The sequence below is a fragment of the Sphingomonas sp. MMS24-J13 genome, from assembly GCF_044905095.1.
Taxonomy (GTDB): Bacteria; Pseudomonadota; Alphaproteobacteria; order Sphingomonadales; family Sphingomonadaceae; genus Sphingomonas_I.
This window is the reverse complement of record NZ_CP173258.1, coordinates 3,947,371-3,965,401: the sequence shown is the minus strand read 5'-3', so window position 1 is coordinate 3,965,401 and position 18,031 is coordinate 3,947,371. Positions and strand designations below refer to the sequence as shown.

Genomic DNA, 18,031 nt, shown 5'->3' with positions numbered 1-18,031 from the left:
GTGCAGGGTCGTCGAAGAAGATTCGCGGAGACGACCCATGCCGATTGTATCCCAGACGCTGCGCCACCAGCATAAGGGCGTCACGTTCGAGGCCTTCGCCGCGTGGGACGATGCGAGCGATGCGCCCAGACCGATCGTCCTGATCGCGGGCACCTTCATGGGACGCACGGCGTTCGAGGAGGACAAAGCGCGCAAGCTCGCCGCGGCCGGCTACGTCGCCGTCGCGATCGATCTCTATGGGATCGAAAATCGGCCCGCCAATTTCGATGAAGCGGGCACGGCCATGGCCGTGCTCAACGACGATCGGTCCTTGCTGCGCGATCGACTGCGCGCATCGCTGGAGGTGGCGCTCGGCGTGGATGCGCCTGCGGATCCTGCCAAGGTCGCCGCGATCGGCTTCTGCTTCGGCGGCAAATGCGTGCTCGATCTCGCCCGAAGCGGCGCGGACGTTGCCGGCGTGGCGAGCTTCCACGGGCTCTACGATGCGCCGCCTTTCGCCAACGAAGCGATCAAGGCGAAGGTGCTGGTGCTGCACGGCTGGAATGATCCGCTCGATCCGCCCGAAACGGTGCTCGCGCTGGCCAAGGAAATGACCGATGCCGGGGTGGACTGGCAGATCCATGCTTATGGCCACACCGTCCACGGCTTCACCAACCCGGCACGCGAGACGATGTACAGCCCGTCCGCGGACCGACGCAGCTGGCGATCGCTGATCGATTTCCTCGAGGAGCTGTTCGGCCCGACCGGCTGACCCGAACGCTCTAGCCCTCGCCGCAGCAGCGTGTATCGTCCCCTTTTTACGGTGGGGATTTTCCGGCGCTCATGACCAGCCGCTTGCTTAGCCTGATCGCGATGATCGTCATTCTCGCGATCGCCGTCGCGCTCTCGTCCAACCGGCGGTGGATCAGGCTCAGAATCGTCGGCGCCGCCTTCGCGCTGCAGGCCGGCATCGCGGTGCTGGTGCTCTATGTGCCCGCCGGGCGCGATGCGATCCAGCATATGGCAACCGGGGTCGGCAATCTGCTCGGTTATGCGGCCGAGGGCACCGCCTTCCTGTTCGGGCCGTTCGCCGCATCGCCGCTCGGCGCGAATTTCGCGCTCCAGGCGCTGCCCGTGATCATCTTCTTCGCGAGCCTGGTCTCGATCCTCTATTATCTCGGTATCATGCAGCGGATCGTGCGCTGGGTGGGTGGCGCGATCGAATGGGTGATCGGGATCAGCAAGGTCGAGGCCTTGTGCGCCGCCGCCAACATCTTCGTCGGCCAGTCCGAATCGCCCTTGGTGATCCGGCCTTATCTCGCCGCGCTCCGGCCGGCGCAGCTGTTCCAGGTGATGGTCAGCGGCATGGCGGGGGTCGCGGGCACGATCCTGGCAGCGTATGCCTCGATGGGCATCCGCATCGAATATCTGCTCGCGGCGAGCTTCATGTCCGCGCCCGGCGCGATCCTGATGGCCAAGCTGATCATGCCCGACGATCCCAATCAGGCAAAATTGCCGATCACCGAGATGGTCGACACCAGCCATGGCGACGAGGACGACAAGCCTGCCAACGTGATCATGGCGGCCGCACAGGGTGCGCAACTCGGCGTACGGTTGGCGGTGATGGTCGGCGCGATGGTGTTCGCCTTCGTCGGACTGGTCGCGCTGGCGAACGGTCTTCTTTCCGGCATCGGTCATTGGTTCGGGATCGCCAACCTGACCTTCCAGAGCCTGCTGGGATATGTGTTCGCGCCGATCATGTATCTGCTCAGCATCCCGTGGGATCAGGCGAGCATTGCCGGCGGCCTGTTCGGCGAGAAGATCGTGCTCAACGAATTCGTCGCCTACATCCATTTCGAGAAACTTGGCGCGGCGCTCGATCCGCATAGCCAGGCGGTCGTGACGTTCGCGCTATGCGGCTTCGCCAATTTCTCCTCGATCGCGATCCAGATGGCGGTGACCGGCGGGCTGGCACCCAACCAGCGGCCGATGATCGCAAAGTTGGGACTGAAGGCCCTGCTGGCGGGAAGTCTCGCGAACCTGATGTCGGCGGCGCTGGCGGGAATGCTGATAGGCTGATCCGACGATCAGCCCTTGAACCACCGCGCCGCGACGAACCACCCGGTGATGCCGATCGCGATCACCACGCATACGCCGCATACCGCGGCAAAGGCCCATGGTTCATGCGCACCGGGAATCCCTTCGACATTCATGCCGAGCAGGCCGGTCAGGAAGGTCAGCGGCAGGAAGACCAGGGCGACGATCGAGAGGAGCAGCGCGCGGTTCTCGATCTGCTCTGATCTGAGGTCGGTCAGTTGCTCGTGGATCAGCGCGGATCGTTCGCGCACCGCCTCCAGTTCCTCGGTCATGCGCGCGAAGCGATCGGCCGCCTCGCGCAGATGGAGGCGGTCATCATCCTCCAGCCAGTCGCATTCGAGTTCGGCGAGATGGGCCAGCGCCTCGCGCTGGGGCGCGACGAAGCGGCGATAGACGATCGCGTCGGAGCGCGCGGCCGCGATCTTGCGGCGTGTTTCGAACGCATTTGCGGGCTCGATCGAGGTCTCGCACGCATCGACCTCGTCGCCCAGATCGGTGATGATCGGATCGAGCCGCTTGGTGATCGTCATCGCGAGGTGCGAGATCAGATCGCCCGGATCCTTGATGGCGCCTCGCTCCATCTGCGCCTTGAGATCGTCGAGCCCGCCGAGGTGGCGGAAGGTGACGGTGATGGCGCGGCCATGTTCGACCCAGGCGCGAATCGAGACGAGCTTGTCGCCCTCGATATCGCCCTCCGCCGGCCCGCGCAGGTTGATCAGCGCACCATCCTCGATCGCCTCGCTGCGCGGGCGGGTTTCGGTCGCAGTCAGCGCATAGATCACCGTGGTCGGGACGCCGGCATGCGCCTGTAGCCAGCCCAGCGTCTCCTGCTCGCGCCCGTCGAGATGGACCCGAACGAATTTCGCGGGTGTCTCGCGATAGGCACACGCCTCGGCGGCATCGACATCGTGCCCCTTGCCGTCGTCCTTCAGTTCGATGGCAAAGCGGTTCACTCAGGATTTCCAGATCAGCTCGAGTGTGAGACCGGGCTCGGGCGACGCCGGCGCCGCGCCGACGATCCGGACCGCATCGCCCCGCGCACGATCGAGGATCGCGGCGGGCATATCGGGCGTGTGGTAGATTCGATCCGTCAGGCCCAGCAATCGGGCGGCGCGCAACGTGAGATCGTCTGGATCGGCCGAACCGATCGTCAGGCGTTCGATCCGATCCTCCGCCGCACGCGCACCGGCGATCGCAGCGTGCGGATCGGCCTGCTCGACCATCGGATCGAGCGCACCGCCGGCGGCGAGCAGATCGGCGATAGCGCGGCGGCGATCGTCGAGCGCGGGAAAATGCTGCCGGAAATACGCCCTTGCGGCGTAAAGCGCGCTGGCAACCCGCCCCAAGCCGGCAGGCAGCACCGCCTCCAGCCGCTGGCGCAACGCCGCCGCCAGCCCGGCCGAAGCGCCACCGGTGCCGATCGCGATCAGCACCGGATCGCGATCGACGATCGCGGGAAAGGTGAAATCCGACAGATCGGGCCGGTCGACCGCATTGACGAGGATACCCCGCGCCTTGAGCCGGGCGACGGCGGCTTCGGCTTCGGGCGCTTCCATGATGGCGACGACCGCGATGGCGGCTTGCGCGTCCTCGCCGACGATGTCCGCCCCGGCCCGCACGAGCAGGCGCGCCTTGGCGTCGGCCATGTAGCCGTCGCCGAGGAGGATGACCGGGCGCCCGGTGAGGCGGATGAAGAGTGGGAGACTATGCATGAGGGCCGTCACCCCGAACTTGTTTCAGGGTCCACCGGGCGTGCCGCACTGTCCGTGCAAATTGCCTGGTGGATGCTGAAACAAGTTCAGCATGACGGAGTGGTCTGTTCACGCCCCGCTGCTCACAATGTCGCGATGAACTCGCGGATCGGTCCCGCCAAGTCCGCCCGCTCCAGCGCCAGCGCGATGTTCGCCTGGATGAAGCCGGCCTTGTCGCCGCAGTCGTGGCGCGCGCCGTCGAACGTCTGGGCGTGGAAGGGCTGCTTGCCGATCAGCTTGGCCATCGCATCGGTCAGCTGGATCTCGCCGCCCGCGCCGGTCTCGCGTGCCTCGAGGATCTTGAGCACCTCGGGCTGCAGGATGTAACGGCCGACCACGGCGAGCCGCGACGGCGCAGTGCCGGCGCGCGGTTTCTCGACCAGGCCCTTGACCTCGGTCACCGCGCCCTCGGATACGCCCGGACTGACGATGCCGTAGCGATGCGTGTGCTGCTCGGGCACCTCCATCACTGCAACGACATTGCCATCCTTGGCTTCGTAGGTGTCGCACATCTGCTTGAGGCAGGGGCTGGCGGGATTCCACAGCAGTTCGTCGGGCAGCAGCACCGCGAACGGCTCGTCGCCGATCAGATAGCGCGCGCACCAGACGGCATGGCCGAGCCCGGCCATTTCCTGCTGCCGGACGAACGCTGCCTGGCCGGGCTGGAGCCGCGTGCCCGACAGGGTTTCGAGCAGATCATATTTGGCCTTGCTCTGGAGATCGCTCTCGACCTCGAACGCGCGGTCGAAATAATCCTCGATCGCATGCTTGGATCGGCCGGTGACGAAGATCATCTCCTCAATTCCCGCCGCCAACGCCTCATCGACGGCATATTGGATCAGCGGGCGATCGACGACGGGCAGCAATTCCTTCGGCACCGACTTGGTCGCAGGCAGGAAGCGCGTGCCGAAGCCCGCCACCGGAAAGATCGCCTTGCGTACGCGCTTGATCGTCATCTGCTTCCTACCCCCAGATTATTCCGCACCACGATCGAGCCAGGGCGGCAGTCGATCTGCCGCGATCAACGCTTCGATCGGCTGACGGTCCCGCACTAGCGCCCAATCATGACCGGAAACCATGATCTCCGGAATCAGCCCGCGCGAATTGTACGTGTTCGCCATCGTCGCGCCATAGGCCCCGGCCGTCATGAAGGCGACCAGATCGCCCTCCTTCACCTCGTCCATTTCGCGCGCCCGCGCGAACGTGTCGCCGGTTTCGCAGATCGGCCCAACGATGTTCGCGACGAAGCGTTCGCCGGTCGGCCGTACCGCGCGGATCTCGTGCCAGGCATCGTAGAGGCTGGGCCGCATCAGATCGTTCATGCCGGCATCGAGGACGACGAAGGGGTAATTCACCCCTTCCTTCACGCGGATCACGCGCGCGATCAGCACGCCGGCATTGCCGACGATGACGCGGCCGGGTTCGAAGATCAGCCGCACGTTCCAGCCCTGCGTAACCTCCTGCACCATCGCGCCATAATCGGCCGGGCTCGGGGGCACGGGGACGGCGGGGTTGTAGGGGACGCCCAGGCCACCGCCCAGATCGGCGGTGGTGATGGTATGGCCGGCCGCACGCAGGTCTGCAATCAGCGCGCCGACCCGCTCGAACGCCGCCCGGCTCGGGGCAAGGCTGGTGAGCTGGCTGCCGATATGGACTGCGACACCCTGGACACGGAGCCCCACCAGTTCGGCCGCGCGCGCATAAGCCGCCAGCGCATGATCGTATGCGACCCCGAACTTGTCGTCGGCGCGCCCGGTCGAGATCTTGCTATGCGTCCCGGCATCGATGTTCGGATTGATGCGGAAGGCCACGGGCGCGGTCATTCCAATCGCCGCGGCGACGGTGGAGAGCGTCTCGGCCTCCTCGACCGATTCGAGATTGAACTGGCCGATTCCCTTGCGCAGCGCGAGCGCCATTTCGTCGGCGGTCTTGCCGACGCCGGAGAACACGATCTTTTCGGCCGGAATGCCGGCGGCGAGCGCGCGCAGCAGTTCACCGCCCGAGACGACGTCGGCGCCGAGCCCCTGCGCCGCCAAGGTCGCCAGCACCCCCTTGTTGGGGTTCGCCTTGACCGCAAAGCAGATCCAGGGGGTGTCGAGCCCCGCAAGCGCCTCGCGGAACACGCGGACATGGCGTTCGATCGTCGCGGTCGAATAGACATAGGCCGGCGTCTGCGCGCCGTCGGCGATCAGCGGGAGCGGCACGTCCTCGGCGTGGAGCACGCCATCCTTGAGATTGAAATGGTCCATGATGCCCTAGTGCGGGGGGAGGTCGAAACGATCGTCGTTGCGCGGTTGCGACCTGATGAGCAACTCATCGCTGCGGCTTGGCTTCACCGTCTGCGGCGCGACGAGGAGCTGGTCCGAATCGGGCCGCGTTGGCGACGTGGCGGGTTTGACAGGGAGCGTTGCGCCCTTTTTGGGAGTGAGCTGCTGTTCGGCGCCGCAGGCAGCGAGGAGCAGCATCAGACCCAACCCAAATCCCGTGCGGAGCCCGGTCATGCTTCGATCCCCAGCGCGGCCTTGGCCGCGGCCACCCGCGCGCGCACCTGATCGGGCGCCGTGCCACCATGGCTGGCACGACTCGCGACCGAGGCATCGACCGTGAGCGCCGAGAAAACCCGCTCGTCGATGCGCGGATCGATCGCCTGCAACGCTTCCAACGGCAGCGCCGACAAAGCCAGCCCTTCACTTTCCGCCAGCTTCACCGCGCGGCCGGTGATGTGATGCGCCTCGCGGAACGGAATGCCGCCCGCGCGCACCAGCCAGTCCGCCAGATCGGTCGCGGTCGAGAAGCCTGCCTCGGCCGCGGCGCGCATCCGTTCGGGCACGAAACGCGTCGTCTCGACCATTCCCGTCATCGCCGCGATCGACAGCGCGAGCAGATCGTGCGCCTCGAACACCGGCGGCTTATCGTCCTGCATGTCTTTCGAATAAGCGAGCGGCAGGCCCTTCATCGTCATCGTCAGCGCGACCATGCAACCGGCGATCCGCCCCGAATGGCCGCGCACCAGCTCGGCCGCGTCGGGATTGCGCTTCTGCGGCATGATCGACGATCCGGTCGAGTAGGCGTCGGGCAACGAGACGAAGCCGTAAGGCTGGCTCGCCCAGATCACGAACTCCTCGGCCATGCGCGACAGATGGAGCGAGCATTGGGTGGCGGCCATCAGATAATCGAGCGCGAAATCGCGATCGGAGACCGAATTGAGCGAATTGTCGGTCGGCGCGTCGAAGCCGAGCGCCGCGGCGGTTGCGGCGCGATCGATCGGGAAACCGGTCCCGGCGAGCGCAGCCGCGCCGAGCGGCGAGCGGTTCATCCGCACCCGCGCATCGGCGAAGCGCGAGCTATCGCGCCGCGTCATCTCGTACCAGGCCATCAGATGATGGCCGAGCGTCACAGGCTGCGCCACCTGGAGATGCGTGAAGCCCGGCATGATCGTCGCCGCATGCTCTTCGGCGCGCGTCACCAGTGCGATCTGCAGCGCCTCGAGGCCAGCGCTCACCGCGTCGATCGCGTCGCGCACCCACAATTTGAAATCGGTCGCGACCTGATCGTTACGCGAACGCGCGGTGTGGAGCCGCCCTGCCGTCGGGCCGATCATCGCGGCCAGCCGGCTTTCGACCGTCATGTGGATGTCTTCGAGCGCCAGATCCTCCGGAGGGCCCGACAGCGCATATTCGTCAGCAATCCCTGCCAGCCCGGCGTCGATCGCGGTGACATCGTCTTCCGCGATGATCCCCTGCGCGCCCAGCATTGCGACATGCGCACGGCTGCCGGCGATGTCCTGCCGCCACAAACGCTTGTCGAACGGGATCGAAGCGTTGATTTCGCGCATGATGGCGCTAGGCCCATCGGCGAAACGACCGCCCCACATCGTATTGGAGTCCGACATGCGGCGACCTATCCTACTTTCCGCGCTGTTGCTGGCTTCGACGGGGGCTTGCCATAAGGAAGCACCTCCGCCGCCGCAAGCGCAGCCCACCGCCGCGGGGCAGGCCGAGCCCCGCACTGCCGACATGGCGGGCAAGGGCAAGCCGGTGCCCGCGACCGAGATCAAGGATATGGCCGGCAAGCCGGTCAAGCTCGCCGACTTCAAGGGCAAGCCTTTGCTGGTGAACCTGTGGGCCACCTGGTGCGTACCGTGCGTCAAGGAATTGCCGACGCTCGACAAGCTTGCCGCGCAGGGCGGCAACCTGCAGGTGATCGCGATCAGCGAGGACATGGAGGGCGCGCGCGTCGTGACGCCGTTCCTGGCCAAGCGCGGCTTCAAGACGCTGAAACCCTATCTCAATTCGACCAACGCACTGATGCTCGGTCTCAAGGAGCCGGGGCTGCCGGTGACGATCCTCTACGATGCCAATGGCAAGGAGGTATGGCGCATGCGCGGCGATCTCGACTGGACCAGCGCAAAGGCCAAGGCGCTGGTCGCGCAGGCGGGTTGAGGCGCCCGCCCGCTACCTTCATCGCTGGCGGCGGCGCACCAGCAACCGCCCATCGATCGCGACCAGCCCCAGCGCGATCAACCCCATCCCCGCAAGGTGGCGCGGCTCAAGCCGCTCGCCGAGAAAAAGGCTGCCCAGCAGTACGGCGGTCACCGGGATCAGGAAGGTGACGAGCAACGAATTGGTCGCGCCCGCGGATTCGAGCAGCTTGAAATAGAGAACGTAGGCAAAGGCCGTGCTGAGCAAAGCGAGCCCGATCAGCGCAGCCCATGCCACGGGCGCCGGAGCGGAAGCGTGCCATGGCGGCTCGAACAGCAGCACCAATGGGCTCAGTAAAAGGGTCGCAGCGGTGAACTGGCCGGTCGTGACCGCAACCGGGTCCAACCCCATTCCGCGGAAGCGCCGAGCCCAGACGCCAGCGAATCCATAACACAGGCTCGCCATCAGGCAGGCCAGTTGCGCGAACAGGTGCGTCCCGATCTGGCCGAGCAGATCCGCACCGATCATCACGGCGACACCGGCAAAGCCCAGCAACACACCCAAGATCTTGGCGGGCGTCGCCTTCTCGTCGCTGGTGAAGAGATGCGCGACGATCACCGTCCAGATCGGCGTGGTCGCATTGAGGATCGAGGCGAGGCCCGAGGGCAAGGTGCGCTGCGCCCATGCGAACAGGGCGAAGGGGAGAACGGTATTGAGCAGCGCCAGCACGACCAGGGCGAAAACGGCTTTCGGCGGCAAGGCGAGCGGCTCGCGACGCATGGCCCGCCAAAACCAGAGGAACGCGGCGGCGAGAGTCACCCGCACCAGCACGAGAGTAAGCGGGGTGACGCTGCGGATCGCGACGCCGATGAAGAAGAACGACCCGCCCCAGAGGAGCGCGAGCGCGAATATGATGCCCCAATCGGTGCGGCTCATCGGCTTGTCCATGCTAGGCCGATAGTCGCTCGAAGAAAGCAGCGCACCCTGTGGATTGCGGCCGAAGCGTGCTCAGCCGAACTGAACCAGCTCGATCTCGTTTCCCTCGGGATCCCACAGCAACGCGATCTTTATCCCATCGACCTCGAACGGCGATTGCTTGAGGTTGCCTCCCGCATCGAGCGCGCGCTGGAGTGCCGCGTCGATATCGTCGGTGACGAAGCCGATGACGCCGATAATCGACGCCGCATCGGCCGGCGGCGTCTTCAAACGCATCAGGCAGAGCTGGAAGTCCTGCCCTTCCTGCCGCGCCAATATCTCTTCCATCTCGTCATTCTCGAACATCGCGACATAGGTGAAGCCGAACGCCGTCTCGTAGAAGGCGAGCTGGATAGCGAGATCGCGCGTCGGCACCTTGACGAAATTGAAGCGGGTCATCGGCATCCTCTCATGTCTTACCAGACGTGTACGCGCTCCGCCGGCGGCAGATAGAGCTTGTCGCCGGGCTGCACGTTGAACGCCTTGTACCAGGGGCCGAAATTGCGGACGATGCCGTTGACCCGGAATTCGTCGGGGCTGTGCGGATCGGACAGCAATTGCGAGCGCGTCGCGCCCTCGCGACGCTTGCCCTGCCAGGATTGGGCATAAGCGATGAAGAAGCGCTGATCGCCGGTATAGCCATCGATCACCGGCGGCTCGCCATGGCGCGCCACGTAGAGACGATAGGCTGCATAAGCAGCCTCGAGCCCGCCCAGATCGGCCAGGTTTTCGCCCAGCGTCAGATGGCCCTTGATATGGACGCCCGGGATCGGCTCGTAAGCGTCGAACTGCTTGGCCAGTTTTTCGGCCTGCACCTTGTAGAGGCTGGCCGAGCTTTTGGTCCACCAATCCCGCAGGCGCCCCTTGGCGTCGAACTGGCGGCCTTCATCGTCGAAGCCATGCCCCATCTCATGCCCGATCGTGGCGCCGGTCTCGCCATAATTGACCGCCGGATCGGCCGCCGCATCGAAGAAGGGCGGCTGCAGTTGCGCGGCCGGGAACGTGACCTGGTTCATGGTCGGATCGTAATAAGCATTCACCGTCTGCGGGGTCATATCCCACAAGGTCCGATCGACCGGCTTGCCGAGACGTGAAAGCCCCAGCTGCCACTGGAAATCCTGCGACGCGATGGCATTGCCCAGCGGATCGGCGCGGCTCACCTTGAAGCTGGAATAATCGATATATTTGACAGGGTGGCCGATGCGCGGATCGAAGCTCGCCAGCTTGGCCAATGCCTCCTTGCGGGTCGGCTCGTCCATCCAGTCGGCATGGCGGATGAGCGCGCCATAGGCCGTGCGCAGGTCACCGATCAGCTCCTGCGTCTGCCTCTCGGTTTCGCGCGACCAATGCTTGGCGATGTAGAGCTGGCCGACCGCCTCGCCCAGATTCCGGTCGAGCAGTTGGATACCACGTTTCCAGCGCGCGCGCTGCTCGGGCACGTCGTTCAGCGTCTTGCTGTAGAAATCGAAGCGCGCCTGATCGAAAGCCTTGGGCAGATAGGTGGCGTGATTGCTGATGAAACGGAACGTCATCCACGCCTTCCACGTCGCCAGATCGACGTCGGCGATCCTTTTGCCCGCCGCGGCGACCGCGCTCGGCTGCGCCACATCGACGATCGGCTGCTTGCCGAGGCCGATCCGCGCCAGCACCGGCGTCCAGTCGAATTCGGGCGCCAGCCTGGTCAGCTGGGCGCGCGTCATCGGATTGTAGGTTTTGACCGGATCGCGATTCTGCTCGGGCGTCCACTGGTCCTGCGACAGGCGGGTCTCGAGCGCGATGATCGCGTCGGCCTTGGCCGCCGGATCCGGGATCCCGGCCAGCGTCTGGATATGGATGATGTAAGCGCGATAGGCCTTGCGGAAGGCTTCGTATTTCTCGCCTTTCAGCAGGTAATAATCGCGCGTGGGCAGGCCGAGCCGCGCCTGGCTCGCGCCGACGATGTAGCGGGTCGGGTCCTTCTCATCGACGGTCGGGCCGATATCGATCGGCGATGCGAAGCCGGAATCGGCCATGAGCTGGACGAGCTGGTACCGGTCCCTCACCGCATCGATCCGCGCGAGATAGGGCTTGAGCGGCGCCGTGCCCCGCGCCTCGATCCCCGCCTCGTCCATCCAGGCCGCGTAGAAATCGCCGATCTGGCGCGCGGTTGCGTCTTCGGGTCGCTTGGCGGCCTCCTCGACGATCGCCCGGACCTGTTTTTCGGTTTCGTCGGGAAGATCGTAATTATAGCCGGCGCCGGTCTTGTCGGCGGGGATCGGATGATCGCGCAGCCAGGTGCCCTCGGCGAAGCGGAAGAAATCGTCCGACGGCTTCACCGATCGATCCATATCGGCATAGTCGACGCCCCATGGGCCATATTTGGGCGGCGAGGACGATTGGGCGAGCGCGCAGGTGGCGGTCGCGGCAAGGAGAAACAGCAGGGTTTTGCGCATCATACGCTTTCAAAGCCCTCCCCGGGATGAGGAGAGGTCGGGGGTGGGTGCGCGCATCCGCGCGCCTGAGGAGAACCTACCCAGCCCCCGACAAAAAGCCAGTGCGCCCGCCGATCCAGGTTGCGGGTTAGTCGCGCAGCAGCTCGTTGATGCCGGTCTTGGCACGCGTCTGCGCATCCACGCGCTTGACGATCACCGCGCACGACAGGCTCGGCCCCGGCGTGCCGTCGGCCAGCGGCTTGCCCGGCAACGAGCCGGGCACCACCACCGAGTAAGACGGCACCCGACCGACGAACACCTCGCCGGTGGCACGATCGACGATCTTGCTGGTCGACGACAGGAACACCCCCATCGCCAGCACCGCGCCTTGCTCGACGATCACGCCCTCGACCACCTCGGAGCGCGCGCCGATGAAGCAATCGTCCTCGATCACGACCGGATTGGCCTGGAGCGGCTCGAGCACGCCGCCGATGCCGACGCCCCCCGACAAATGGACATTGCGCCCGATCTGCGCGCAACTGCCGACGGTCGCCCAGGTATCGACCATCGAGCCCTCGCCGACATAAGCGCCGATATTGACGAAGCTCGGCATCAGCACGACGCCCTTGGCGACATACGCTCCCTGGCGAACGACCGATCCCGGCACCGCGCGGAAGCCCGCTTCCCGGAAGCGATTCTCGCCCCAGCCCTCGAACTTGGACGGGACCTTGTCGAACCACATCGAGCCGCCCGGCCCCTGGATGAGACCGTTATCGTTGAGACGGAAGGAGAGAAGCACCGCCTTCTTGAGCCACTGGTTCACGATCCAGCCGCTCTCGCCCTTCTCGGCGACGCGCAACGTGCCGGCATCGAGTCCGGCCAACGCCTCGTTCACCGCATCGCGCACTTCGCCCTTCGTGCCGATCGAAAGCGTCTCGCGCGCGTCCCACGCCGCATCGATCGCCGCCTGCAATTCCCCGCTCATTCCGGTCCTTCCATGATTTCGGCGAGCCATGCCCCAAGATCGCTCGTGATGAAATCCACATGTTCGGTCTCGCGGCCGACCTGTTCGGAGCCGTTGTCGACCCACAAGGTGGTCATGCCTAGCGCCTTCGCCGGCTTCAGATTGCGTGCCATATCCTCGGCGAACAGCGCCCGCGTCGGATCGACGCCGAAGGTCGCCAGCATCGATTCATAGGCATGCGCATGCGGCTTGGGTCGATAGGCCATGGCATGGATATCGTGGATCGCCTCGAAGCTTTCCGACAGGCCGAGCCGGGCGAGCACGCGGCGCGCGTAAGGCTCGTCGCCGTTGGTAAAGATCAGCTTGCGCCCGGGCAGACTGCCGATCGCATCGATCAGCCGCCGATCCTCGCGGAGTGCATCCATCTCGATCGCATGGACCTCTGCCAGGAATTCGTGCGGATCGACGCCATGTTCGGCCATCAGCCCCGAAAGCGTCGTGCCATGCTCATGGAAATAGCGCTTCTGGACCTTGAACGCCTCCTCGAGCGGCAAATCGAGCCGGCGCGCAACGGCGATCGTCATGCGCTTGTCGATCAAGCCGAACAGATCGCACGACGCCGGATAGAGCGTATTGTCCAGATCGAAGATCCAGGCATGGATATGAGCCAGTTCGCTGCGCATGCCGGGTGCTAACCGTCCGGAAATATTGGGGCAACATAATAGGACATTGTGATACGCGATTGGCGGGCGACAAGCGCGCAGGGGCGCCGGTGAAGAACATGGCTGACAGGGTTTGGACGTTGCCCGCCGGTGCGGCGCTATTGCTGCTATCGGGATGTGGCGGCGGTGGCGGCGTCAACTCGACCGGAACCCCGGCGAGCGGATCGACCGGAACGACGACGATTCCGACGACGCCGGTCATCAACTATAACGACGCCGAATATACGCGATCGAATTCGGCGACCGATGCGAGCGCGATCAGCGCGTGGAATGCGGGCAGCACCGGCGCCGGGATAACCATCGCCATCCTCGATACGGGGCTGAGCGATCCGACCGGCCAGTTCACCGGCCGCATCTCGTCCGCGAGCACGTCGCTGAGCGATTCGGCGGGTTATGCCGATCAGGACGGCCATGGCACTGCGATCGCGGCCGTCGCGGCGGCGGCGCGCAACGCCAGCGATATCGAAGGCCTCGCTTTCGGCGCCACGGTGATGGCGCTGCGCACCGACAATGCGGGGAGTTGCGCCACCACCGCAGGCTGCGCCTTCAGCACGGCGGCACTCGCCACTGCGGTCGATTACGCCGTCACCAACGGCGCCAAGGTGATCAACATGTCATTGGGCGGCAGCCCGGCCACGACGCAGATGCGCGCCGCGATCAACCGCGCGACTTCTGCCGGCGTGATCATCGTCATCGCGGGCGGCAATGACGGCGACGCGGAACCCGATATCCTCGCCCAGATCGCTGCCGACCCGATCGCGCACGGGCTGGTGATCATCGCCGGTGCGCACGATGCGAGCGGCGCGATTTCGAGTTTCTCGGACAAGGCCGGCACGTTCGCCCCCTATTATATCACCGCGCTCGGCACGGACGTTCGCTCGTTCGACAACAAGGGCGCCGATTACCTTTATTCGGGCACCTCCTTCTCCGCGCCGGCCGTGGCGGCCGCGGTCGCGCTGATCGAGGCGGCCTTTCCCAATCTGACGCCGGCGCAGGTGATTAACCTGATCTACGCGAGCGCGACCGACGCGGGTGCGGCCGGGGTCGATTCGACCTTCGGGCATGGCCTGCTCAATCTGGTGAAGGCTTTTCAGCCGATCGGGACGAGCAGTTTGGCCGGCAGTACGGCCGCTGTCTCGCTGACCCAGAATGCAGTGCTGTCGGGTGCGATGGGCGACGCGACCATGGCCGGATCGGGACTCGATCGGACGATCATCCTCGATGGCTATGGCCGCGCCTTCAGCGTCAATCTGGCCGGTACCGTCGCGCATATCGGCCAGCGCCGCCCGCTGACCGGCGCGATCGGTGGCGCTCTGGTGACGCGCAATACACAGGAAGGTCCGCTGTCGGTCTCGCTCACGATGGCGCGCGATCTGGCAGGCGAACCCTGGGCCGGCTTCGGCCAGCGTGGACTGACCGCCAACGGCCAGATCCAGGCCCGCACGGTGACGGCGACCGCGACGATGGCGATCGATCGCGACACGATCGCCGGGTTCGGCTTCGCTACCAGCGGCCGCCGGCTCGGCGATCTGATCGACGGCGGCGAGGGTTCGGGCGGCGCTTACCTTGTCGCGCGATCGCCGACCGACGGCCCGGGCTTCGATGGCAATAGCGGGATGGCGACGGCCTTCCGCCACCGCTTCGGCCGGCTCGCGATCGACGTCACTGCCGAGCGCGGCGCCCTCGCCGCCTTGCTCCGCGGCGAACGCGAATCGGCCTACACGATGATGACGATGCGTGCGACGCGGACGTTCGGGCCACTCGCGCTGGGCATCGGCACGGGCTTGCTCGACGAGGATCGGACCGTATTGGGTTCGCGTTTCGGCGCCTTGCTCGGTGGCCGCGGGGCATCGACCCGCACCGCCGAACTGGATGCGCGCCTGAATCTCGGCCGCGGCTGGAGCCTTCATGCGGCTCGGAGACAGGGCTGGACCAGCACGGCAACCGGCGGGGCGCTCGTACGCGGACGGCTCCAGAGTATCGCATCGGCCTTCGATATCGGCCGGACCGGCGGCGCGACCCAATTCGGCCTGCGTTATTCCGAACCGTTACGGGTCACGCATGGCGGCTTCGGGCTCTCGGTGCCGACAGGCTATGATTATTCGACCCTGAGCGCGAATTACACGCTGACCAATCTCAACCTCGCGCCAACGGGCCACGAGCGCGATCTGGAGGCGAGCTACGGGCTCCAGATCTGGGGCGGCTGGCTCGACACCAACCTTTATCTGCGCACCCAGCCGGGCAATATCGCGCTCGCGCCCAACGATGTTGGCGGCGCGATACGGTACGGGATCAACCTGTAGAGTCCTCCCTGGCGAAGCCGGGGAGGATCCTTAGAGGTAATTCGGCAGGTCGCTCGGTTCGATCAGCACCTCGCGCCGCCCGACATGATCGGGCGCCGAAACGATGCCGGCTTTCTCCATCCGCTCGATCAGCCGCGCGCCGCTATTATAGCCGATCCGCAACTGGCGCTGGACCCACGAAGTCGATGCCTTGCGATTCTCCACCACGAGCTGGACCGCGCGACGGTAGCTCTGCGTCTCGGGATCGTCGGGCCCGGTCGGCGCGCCTTCGATCTCGTAGCCGCCATCGATCGGCTCCTCGGTCACCGCCGAGACATAATCCGGCTGGCGCTGCGCCTTCCAATGTTCGGCGACCGAGCGCACCTCCTCATCCCCCACGAACGGGCCGTGGACACGGATGAGTTGCTTGCCGCCCGCGACGTAGAGCATGTCGCCCTTGCCCAGCAGCTGTTCGGCACCCTGTTCGTTGAGGATGGTGCGCGAATCGATCTTGGAAGCGACCTGGAAGCTGATCCTGGTCGGCAAGTTCGCTTTGATGACGCCGGTGATGACATCGACCGAGGGCCGCTGCGTCGCCATGATCAGGTGGATTCCCGCCGCGCGCGCCTTCTGCGCGAGACGCTGGATCAGGAATTCCACTTCCTTGCCTGCGGTCATCATCAGATCGGCGAGCTCGTCGACCACCACGACGATCGTCGGCAGCGGTTCATATTCGAGCTTCTCTTCCTCGTAGATCGGCTGGCCGCTCTCGGCATCGTAGCCGGTCTGGACGCGCCGCCCGAGCGCCTCGCCTTTGGCTTTGGCGGTGCGCACCTTGTCGTTGAACGAAGCGAGGCTGCGCACCTGGACGGTCGCCATCATGCGATAGCGTTCTTCCATCTGCTCGACCGTCCATTTGAGCGCGCGGATTGCCTTGGCGGGCTCGGTCACGACCGGGGAAAGGAGATGCGGGATATCGTCGTAGACGCTGAGTTCCAGCATCTTGGGATCGATCATGATCATGCGGCACTGGTCGGGGGTCAGCCGATAGAGGAGCGAGAGGATCATCGCGTTGAGACCGACCGACTTGCCCGACCCGGTGGTACCCGCAACGAGCAGGTGGGGCATCGGCGCAAGGTCGGCGATAACCGGATCGCCCGCGATATTCTTGCCGAGGATCAAGGCGAGGCTACCGGGCGCATGATTTTCGAAACTGTGGCTGGCGATCAGCTCCGACAGGACGACGCTTTCGCGCTTCTGGTTGGGCAGCTCGATACCGATCACGGTACGGCCGGGGATCGTCGCGACACGCGCCGAAAGCGCGGACATGTTGCGCGCGATATCGTCGGCCAGCGCCACCACGCGGCTCGCCTTGATGCCGGCGGCAGGCTCCAGTTCGTACATCGTCACGACAGGGCCGGGGCGGACCTCGGTAATGTGGCCGCGAACGTGGAAATCCTCGAGCACCGTCTCGAGCAGGCGCGCATTGCGTTCGAGCGCGGCCTTGTCGATCTGGACATTGTTCTGGACCGGCGCCGGCGACAGCAGATCGAGCGTCGGCAAGGTCCAGGTGTCGCCAAGCGCGAGCTTGGCCTGCCGCTCGCGCTGGCCGCGCGCGCTCGGTTGCGGCGTGCGGACCGGGGTGCTGATCGTCGGGCGCGGCGGCTCGGGCGCTTCGGGCTCGGGCTCGCGCACCGCTCTGGGGCGCGACGGCGCCGGGGTCCGCACGATCGAGGCAGGTGCCTCCTCGGGCTCGTCCATGAACTCGCGGATACGGCGGCGGAAGAGCGCCGAACGCTCCTCGGCATCGAGGCCGAGCGACATGCAAGCGGCGGTGAGCCCCAGAACCGCGAATAGCGCGATCGCCGCCACACGCAGCCCCGTCACCACGGTGTGATTCCCTATCAGCGCCAGACCCGCATCGATCGCCTTGGCCCCCCCAAGTCCGAAGAAGCCGCCCAGGCCGCCGGGCAGCGTCGCGATCGTCGTGCCGCGCAGCAGCGCCAATGAAACGTCACATAACAGCATGGCCAGCAGGGTGATCGGCAATGCGCGCTTCCACTTGCCCGGCGAAACCCCACGCCACAGCCGAAGCGCCACCACGATCAATGGCGGGATCAGCAAGCCGGCCGGAAGGCCGAACGAGGTCAGCAGCAAATCCGCGATCCAGGCGCCCGGCTGACCCAGGACGTTCAGCGTCGGGCCGCCGGCCGCCGTCATCAGCGAAGCGTCGCTCGAATGATAGCTCACCAGCGCAAAACCGAGCATCAGAGCGATCGCGACGATGCCGAGCGCACCGAGAATCGCGCCACTGCGCACGCCGATGCGCCGCGCATGGCCGCGCCATTCCGCACCGACTGCTACCCGGCTCGCCATCGCCATACCTCCTCGAAACGCCCCCAATTGTGCCCGAAATGTTCCAGCCATGC

16 protein-coding genes are annotated in these 18,031 nt (G+C 65.7%); 4 read left to right on the top strand and 12 right to left on the bottom strand.

All coding sequences use genetic code 11. The features are described 5' to 3' along the window. The first annotated feature begins 37 nt into the window (after positions 1 to 37). Both AB4Z44_RS18175 and AB4Z44_RS18170 read left to right on the top strand, forming a co-directional pair. Positions 38 to 751: a dienelactone hydrolase family protein gene (locus tag AB4Z44_RS18175; protein ID WP_404711084.1), complete on the top strand. Its 714-nt coding sequence runs from the start codon at positions 38 to 40 to the stop codon at positions 749 to 751. 71 nt (positions 752 to 822) lie between these two features. After that, positions 823 to 2,058, top strand: a complete 1,236-nt coding sequence (locus tag AB4Z44_RS18170) for a NupC/NupG family nucleoside CNT transporter (RefSeq protein ID WP_404711083.1) — start codon at positions 823 to 825, stop codon at positions 2,056 to 2,058. A gap of 8 nt (positions 2,059 to 2,066) precedes the next feature. On the opposite strand, the gene AB4Z44_RS18165 is transcribed toward AB4Z44_RS18170, so the two are convergent. The 6 genes from AB4Z44_RS18165 to argH all read right to left on the bottom strand — a co-directional run bounded on the left by AB4Z44_RS18165 (position 2,067) and on the right by argH (position 7,701). Next, the gene (locus tag AB4Z44_RS18165) at positions 2,067 to 3,029 is read right to left on the bottom strand and encodes a zinc transporter ZntB (RefSeq protein WP_404711082.1); all 963 of its coding nucleotides are present in this window, start codon (positions 3,027 to 3,029) and stop codon (positions 2,067 to 2,069) included. Continuing rightward, positions 3,030 to 3,788 (bottom strand): NAD(P)-dependent oxidoreductase, encoded by a 759-nt coding sequence (locus AB4Z44_RS18160; protein WP_404711081.1) that lies wholly within the window; start codon positions 3,786 to 3,788, stop codon positions 3,030 to 3,032. It lies immediately after the preceding gene. 122 nt (positions 3,789 to 3,910) lie between these two features. Then, the gene (galU, locus tag AB4Z44_RS18155) at positions 3,911 to 4,783 is read right to left on the bottom strand and encodes a UTP--glucose-1-phosphate uridylyltransferase GalU (RefSeq protein ID WP_404711080.1); all 873 of its coding nucleotides are present in this window, start codon (positions 4,781 to 4,783) and stop codon (positions 3,911 to 3,913) included. 18 nt (positions 4,784 to 4,801) lie between these two features. Further along, on the bottom strand, positions 4,802 to 6,076 hold the full coding sequence (gene lysA / locus AB4Z44_RS18150) for a diaminopimelate decarboxylase (RefSeq protein WP_404711079.1): 1,275 nt from the start codon (positions 6,074 to 6,076) through the stop codon (positions 4,802 to 4,804). A 6-nt stretch (positions 6,077 to 6,082) separates the two neighbouring features. Then, positions 6,083 to 6,328 carry a hypothetical protein gene (locus AB4Z44_RS18145; RefSeq protein ID WP_404711078.1) on the bottom strand — a complete coding sequence of 82 codons (246 nt, stop codon included), beginning with the start codon at positions 6,326 to 6,328 and terminating at the stop codon, positions 6,083 to 6,085. Continuing rightward, on the bottom strand, positions 6,325 to 7,701 hold the full coding sequence (gene argH / locus AB4Z44_RS18140) for an argininosuccinate lyase (RefSeq protein WP_404714272.1): 1,377 nt from the start codon (positions 7,699 to 7,701) through the stop codon (positions 6,325 to 6,327). The genes AB4Z44_RS18145 and argH overlap by 4 nt, the downstream gene beginning before the upstream one ends. A gap of 16 nt (positions 7,702 to 7,717) precedes the next feature. On the opposite strand from argH, the gene AB4Z44_RS18135 reads away from it, so the two are divergent. Continuing rightward, positions 7,718 to 8,269: a TlpA family protein disulfide reductase gene (locus AB4Z44_RS18135; protein ID WP_404711077.1), complete on the top strand. Its 552-nt coding sequence runs from the start codon at positions 7,718 to 7,720 to the stop codon at positions 8,267 to 8,269. Positions 8,270 to 8,287: 18 nt separating this feature from the next. Here AB4Z44_RS18135 and AB4Z44_RS18130 read toward each other — a convergent pair whose 3' ends face one another. The 5 genes from AB4Z44_RS18130 to AB4Z44_RS18110 form a co-directional block, all read right to left on the bottom strand. Next, on the bottom strand, positions 8,288 to 9,184 hold the full coding sequence (locus AB4Z44_RS18130) for a DMT family transporter (RefSeq protein WP_404711076.1): 897 nt from the start codon (positions 9,182 to 9,184) through the stop codon (positions 8,288 to 8,290). A 72-nt stretch (positions 9,185 to 9,256) separates the two neighbouring features. Further along, positions 9,257 to 9,622 carry a VOC family protein gene (locus AB4Z44_RS18125; RefSeq protein WP_404711075.1) on the bottom strand — a complete coding sequence of 122 codons (366 nt, stop codon included), beginning with the start codon at positions 9,620 to 9,622 and terminating at the stop codon, positions 9,257 to 9,259. A gap of 17 nt (positions 9,623 to 9,639) precedes the next feature. Further along, positions 9,640 to 11,658, bottom strand: coding sequence for a M13 family metallopeptidase (locus AB4Z44_RS18120; RefSeq protein ID WP_404711074.1), 2,019 nt, complete (start codon positions 11,656 to 11,658; stop codon positions 9,640 to 9,642). Between the two features lie 124 nt (positions 11,659 to 11,782). After that, complete coding sequence (gene dapD, locus AB4Z44_RS18115; RefSeq protein ID WP_404711073.1) at positions 11,783 to 12,619, bottom strand: 2,3,4,5-tetrahydropyridine-2,6-dicarboxylate N-succinyltransferase; 837 nt, start codon at positions 12,617 to 12,619, stop codon at positions 11,783 to 11,785. Beyond that, positions 12,616 to 13,281: a pyrimidine 5'-nucleotidase gene (locus AB4Z44_RS18110; protein ID WP_404711072.1), complete on the bottom strand. Its 666-nt coding sequence runs from the start codon at positions 13,279 to 13,281 to the stop codon at positions 12,616 to 12,618. Before AB4Z44_RS18110 ends, dapD begins: the two co-directional genes overlap by 4 nt. A gap of 98 nt (positions 13,282 to 13,379) precedes the next feature. On the opposite strand from AB4Z44_RS18110, the gene AB4Z44_RS18105 reads away from it, so the two are divergent. After that, positions 13,380 to 15,623, top strand: coding sequence for a S8 family peptidase (locus AB4Z44_RS18105; protein ID WP_404711071.1), 2,244 nt, complete (start codon positions 13,380 to 13,382; stop codon positions 15,621 to 15,623). 30 nt (positions 15,624 to 15,653) lie between these two features. Here AB4Z44_RS18105 and AB4Z44_RS18100 read toward each other — a convergent pair whose 3' ends face one another. Further along, positions 15,654 to 17,978, bottom strand: a complete 2,325-nt coding sequence (locus tag AB4Z44_RS18100; RefSeq protein ID WP_404711070.1) for a DNA translocase FtsK 4TM domain-containing protein — start codon at positions 17,976 to 17,978, stop codon at positions 15,654 to 15,656. Between the last annotated feature and the right edge of the window lie 53 nt (positions 17,979 to 18,031).